The 4,827-nt window shown below is 68.1% G+C and carries 6 protein-coding genes; 2 read left to right on the forward strand and 4 right to left on the reverse strand.

The genetic code is table 11. The features are described from left to right. Positions 1 to 422, forward strand: a 422-nt coding sequence (locus VGT06_01115; GenBank protein HEV8661731.1) for a transposase, incomplete at its 5' end; no start/stop codon positions are given. A gap of 28 nt (positions 423 to 450) precedes the next feature. On the opposite strand, the gene VGT06_01120 is transcribed toward VGT06_01115, so the two are convergent. From VGT06_01120 to VGT06_01135, 4 genes are all read right to left on the reverse strand, one after another. After that, a complete protein-coding gene (locus tag VGT06_01120; GenBank protein HEV8661732.1) occupies positions 451 to 1,563 on the reverse strand; it encodes a DUF898 family protein in 1,113 nt (370 codons plus the stop codon). Between the two features lie 151 nt (positions 1,564 to 1,714). After that, on the reverse strand, positions 1,715 to 2,608 hold the full coding sequence (locus VGT06_01125) for an alpha/beta fold hydrolase (protein HEV8661733.1): 894 nt from the start codon (positions 2,606 to 2,608) through the stop codon (positions 1,715 to 1,717). 317 nt (positions 2,609 to 2,925) lie between these two features. Beyond that, positions 2,926 to 3,195, reverse strand: coding sequence for a hypothetical protein (locus VGT06_01130; GenBank protein HEV8661734.1), 270 nt, complete (start codon positions 3,193 to 3,195; stop codon positions 2,926 to 2,928). A gap of 19 nt (positions 3,196 to 3,214) precedes the next feature. Next, positions 3,215 to 3,904, reverse strand: a complete 690-nt coding sequence (locus VGT06_01135) for a hypothetical protein (GenBank protein ID HEV8661735.1) — start codon at positions 3,902 to 3,904, stop codon at positions 3,215 to 3,217. 252 nt (positions 3,905 to 4,156) lie between these two features. On the opposite strand from VGT06_01135, the gene VGT06_01140 reads away from it, so the two are divergent. Beyond that, positions 4,157 to 4,827, forward strand: a 671-nt coding sequence (locus tag VGT06_01140) for an NAD-dependent epimerase/dehydratase family protein (protein HEV8661736.1), incomplete at its 3' end; no start/stop codon positions are given.

Here is a 4,827-nt window from a genome sequence, read left to right on the forward strand (position 1 = left end):
GGCATGGGATCGTCGCCATTCTCGCAGGCCTGGATGTCCGAACGGGACGGGTGACTGCGCTGGTCCGCTGCCGCCGGCGCCACCAGGAGTTTCTCGAACTGCTGCGAGCGCTCCGCCAGCGCTGGCCCCACGGGCGCCTTATCGTGATCGTCGACAACCTCTCGATCCACACGCATCGAAACGTGGGCGACTGGCTGGCCACCCAACAGGGCCGGGTCTGGCTGGAGTTCCTGCCGCTGCATGCCTCGTGGCTGAACCAGATCGAGCTCTGGTTCAGCATCCTCGAGCGCCAATGCCTCAAGCGGGCAAGCCTCCAGACCGATGCGGCGATGGCCTCCAGACTGTACACCTTCAGCCATCACTGGAATCGAACGGCAGCCCCCTTTCGATGGACGTTCAAGGGCTACCCGCTCCGTCGATAAGTGGGTACCGAATTTACGGGACACTGCACTAGCCGAAGGCGAAGTCCACGTCCAGGAAGCCGGCCAGCCCCTCTCCGATGGTAGAAACCGCCTGGGCTTCCTGCTCGATGCCGGCCAGGTCCAGGGGGCCCTCGAGCGTGAGGTACCTGAAGGCGAACCGGGCGTTGCGCGCCACGACCCAGGGCCAGCCCAGGCCCAGGGTGAGGAGCAGCAAGAACAGGTTCCCCAGTCTCAGGAGGAAGAGGCGAAAGCCCGTGACCGTGGAGTGGAAGCGGGCGCCGGCGAAGGTGGTGTGGTCCCAGAAGTAGCGCTGCCTCTTGGCCTGGAACCAGAACCAGCACAGGCCGAACGTCGGGACCGTCAGCAGGAGGGTGAGGACGAAGCTCCAGAACAGGTCCCGCCCCTGTCCGTCGAAATCGAACTTCTGGTTGCCGAGGTAGGCGTGGGACGTCATGAAGGCGTACCGCTTCGTGTCGAAGAAGGGATAGTACAGGCCGAGCGTGAGCCCCGTGAGGAGCGAGGCCTTCAGGAAGAGCTTCAGGAACGCCGCCGCCCAGCCCCGGAAGGAGAACCGGATCCCCCGCCACGAGGTCCGGCTCAGGCGGTACCGGCGCGCCCCCACCATGGCCACCGGGACGAACACCATGACGATCGCGTACGCCAGCACCCCCGCCACCGCCTTGACGACGATCCCCACGTCGAGGAAGTCCCGCACCACAGCCAGGAGCGTCAGGGGCAACCCGAACACCAGCATGGCCTTCAAGAAGCCGATGAGCAGCTCCTTGCCCGTCCCGTGGTAGGCAAACCGATCCCCGTCGAACTCGCTCTCGCTCAGGAGATAGGTCCGGACCCTGACCTTACCCCAGAAGTAGTAGACGCCCAGCGTGATGATGGTTAGGAAGATGTTGACGATGTGGATCCCGAAGAGCGATCCCCCCGCGCCGTGGAAGGACAGGCGGTGGATCTGGCGTGGGCCCGGTGCGGCTTGCGGAGGCCTCTCCCCGATCGAGGGGAGGGGTCGCGCCGGTGGCGGGGGCGGGGCTACCGCCCTCCTGGCCTGCGCCGACGGCGGGCTCGGGCGCGGCGGCGGCGCCTGCGCCGGGGCGCCGCAGGACTTGCAGGCGGGGGCGGGTATCTGCATCAACCCGCATTTGGGGCATTTCATCCCAAACATGGGAGCCCTATCCTCCGGTGTCCTGGTTCCCCACTGCCCTCGTCCTTCGCGGCAAACCGGCAGTTACATGGGTGCAAAACTTGTTCCACGGCTCCAGAGAGCGATCCGGTCCCCCCGCTCACGGGCTCGCATCCAGAAAGGCCGCGATCCACCCGACGATCCGCTCGGGGGCATCCTCCTGGAGGAAATGACTCGCGTCTTCCAGCTCGCGGGTGGTCGCGTGGGGGTAGAGGCGCTGCCAGGTGCGCAGGACCGGTTCCGAAAGGACCGGGTCCCGCATCCCCCACACCAGGAGGGTCGGTGTGCTGCGGAACCGGGACAGCCCTTCCTCGATCTGCTTCATCTCCATGTACGACGGATCCGTCTGGCTGACCGGGATGTCCCGCGACCAGCACAGCAGGGCGAGGCGCGACTCGGGGGTGGGGAAGGGGGCCTGATAGGCCTCGCGAACCGTCTTCGTCAGGTGCTCCCGATGATGGGTGGTCCCCACCAGGGCGGGCTCCACGTAGCCGTTTTTGTCCAAGACGAACTTCTCCCCGCGCTCCGAGCGGATGATCTCCAGCAGCCGCGGGAACGGGCCGCCCGGCCAGGGAGCGAACGCCCAGGTGTTCATGAGGACGAGGCGCTTGATCCGCTCGGCGTGGCGGACCGCAAATCCCAGCCCGACCGGCCCGCCCCAGTCGTGGAGCACCAGCGTCATTTCGCGCAGATCCAGATGCAGCAGGAGGCTCTCGAGATTCGCGACGTGGTGCCGCAGGCGGTACGGGTACGGCTGCTCGGGAACACCCGACTTGCCCATGCCCATGTGATCCGGCACGACGCACCGCCGGCGCTGGGAGAGCGCCGGGATGAACCGGCGCCACAGGTAGCCCCACGTGGGGTCTCCGTGCACCAGCACGACCGGCTCCCCGGCCCCCTCGTCCACGAAGTGCATGGCAAATCCATTCACCTCGTGGTAGCGCGGGGCGAAGGGGAAGGTCCCGTCAAAGGTCTCGTCTTCCAAGTCAATCATGGCCGCCAAGCCAGGCGAGCACGGTGCCGTCCTCACCGCCTCGCGACGGTGTACCGCATGATCGGGCGCGTCTGCGACCGCCGGAGCACCTCCACGAAGCCCGTCTTGCGGAACGCCGACGCCAGCCGTGCGCCTTCGCGTACGCGACAGCGACCTTCAGCAACATGCACCAGCAGCCGCCGCAGGCCCGCGTTCCCCGAACAACCGCGCGAGATCCTACCACCGCTCTGGCGTGAGCGGGCGAAACTGCAGACGGGGCAGCGCTGCTGGGCGGGAAGGCACGGCGGCTGTCCTCTTGGGGCGCGGCGTCTCGGACCTTACTTATCGCCGCCCGGAGCGTCAGGCGCAAGCAGTTTTCGCTCCAGGCGGGTCAGGGCCTTCTGGTGCTCCAGGAGGACCGAGACCAGGATAGCTTCCAGCGGGCTGAGACGGGAGGCGTAGGCGGCGGCCGCCACGTGGAACTTGGCGGCGCAGAACATGGCCTCCAGCGCCTCCTGGTCTTCCTTCCGGAGGGCCCGGCGGAACTTCCCCCAGGACGTAAACTCCTCCTCGATGGCGCGGCTGATCGGCATGACGGTCCGGCCCATCGCGGCCCCCTTTCTCCCGTCACTCCGCCCGCCAGATGGGGCGGAGGCTAAAGAACGGCAGCAGGCTCCCCTCCTCCACCGCGAGGGGGGGCAGGGCGGGTGATGGCGGCTTGACCCGCCGGAGGCGCACTTCCCCCTCCTCCCGGGTGACGGCGATGACCCCCTCCGCCGCGGCCGTGAGGCAGGAGGTGAGCCGCGGCAGCCGCGACGTCTCGGGCTCGGTCAGGTGGGTCCCCAGGACCGGGACCGCCCGGGCCGCCACGCGCTGCACCGCGCTCGCCGTCCGCTCGAGCAGCCGCATCGCCTCCCGCTCCGGGACGTTCTCGTCGTGGAAGAGGTCGCTCCACCCCGCGACCACCACCAGGCCGGGGCGCTCGGCGATGACCGCCGCGGCCAACCGCTCGCAGAGGAGCGTCTCCAGTTGATGGCAGGTGAAGGCCCGGCTTACCTTCAGGCGGGAGAGGAGGCCGCGGGCGTCCGCCCCGGCCCGCCGCGCGATCCGGACGAGGACGTAGGGGTCGAAGGCGTTGGCCCCGTCTACGTAGAGGACCCGGCCGCCCCGGAGAAGCCGCCGGGCGGCGAAGGCCGTGCCGAGCTGCAGGGTGAGCCTCGGGCCCGTGAGGAGCAGGAGCCTCGGGGGCGGTTCCCCCAGCAGATCCCGGAACGTGACGGGGCTGCGGCCGGGCCCGGCCAGGGGTGAGGCGGTCATCATGGGCTCAATATACTAAACAGAAGTATGGTTGTCAAGAGCCTGGAGGAAATACCGCCCCGGAAGCATCATGCGGGGTAAACAGGACAACCCGCCGCTTTTCTCTTGGGTGGGAAGCCCGGGGACGCTACAAAGGAGGAGCCGGCGACGCCCTCAGCCCTCGGACCCGGATGGGCCGACAGCGCCGGCCACCTGCAGGACAATTACCCTGGCAGCGGGATGGATGCCGGAGGACGAAGAGGGGGAGGTCCCATGAAGGTCCTGGTGACGGGGGGGCGGGGGTTCATCGGGTCGCACATCATTGATGAGCTCGTGAAGGGCCAGGACGAGGTCTTCTGTCTGACGCGCATCCCCGCCGCCCCTCACCGCTGGGGCGACCGCGTGAAGATGGTGGCGGGCGACGTGACCGACGAGGTCTCCCTGAAGGCGGCCACCCGCGGGATGGACTGCGTCGTCCACTGCGTCCAGTTCCCGAACCATCCCGTGGAGAACCGGCGCAAGGGCCACACCTACATTAATATTGACGGCATGGGGACGGCGCGGCTGGTCTGGACCTGCCTGGACAACGGGGTCAAGCGGTTCGTCTACATGAGCGGGGCGGGGACCTCGCCCGTCAAGACCCAGCCCTGGTTCCAGGCCAAGGCCATGGCGGAAGAGCGGATCCGGCTGAGCGGGTTGCAGTACGTGATCCTCCGTCCCTCCTGGGTGTACGGCCCGGAGGACCGGAGCCTGAACAAGTTCGTGACGTTCGTTCGCTACCTCCCCGTGGTCCCGGTCATCGGCAACGGCAAGAACCGGGTGCAGCCGGTATCGGTCTTCGACGTGGCGGTCGTGGCGGCCGCCGCCGTGCACAAGGCCGAGGCGACCGGCAAGGTGTTCGAGCTGGGGGGGCCCGAGATTCTCACCTTGGACGAGATCATCCG

Source organism: Candidatus Methylomirabilis sp. (assembly GCA_036000645.1).
Classification (GTDB): domain Bacteria; phylum Methylomirabilota; class Methylomirabilia; order Methylomirabilales; family JACPAU01; genus JACPAU01.

Coding starts and splice junctions, on each gene's coding strand:
- VGT06_01120 (HEV8661732.1), bottom strand. CDS start 1,563: ATGCAGATACCCGCCCCCGCCTGCAAGTCCTGCGGCGCCCCGGCGCAG.
- VGT06_01125 (HEV8661733.1), bottom strand. CDS start 2,608: ATGATTGACTTGGAAGACGAGACCTTTGACGGGACCTTCCCCTTCGCC.
- VGT06_01130 (HEV8661734.1), bottom strand. CDS start 3,195: ATGGGCCGGACCGTCATGCCGATCAGCCGCGCCATCGAGGAGGAGTTT.
- VGT06_01135 (HEV8661735.1), bottom strand. CDS start 3,904: ATGACCGCCTCACCCCTGGCCGGGCCCGGCCGCAGCCCCGTCACGTTC.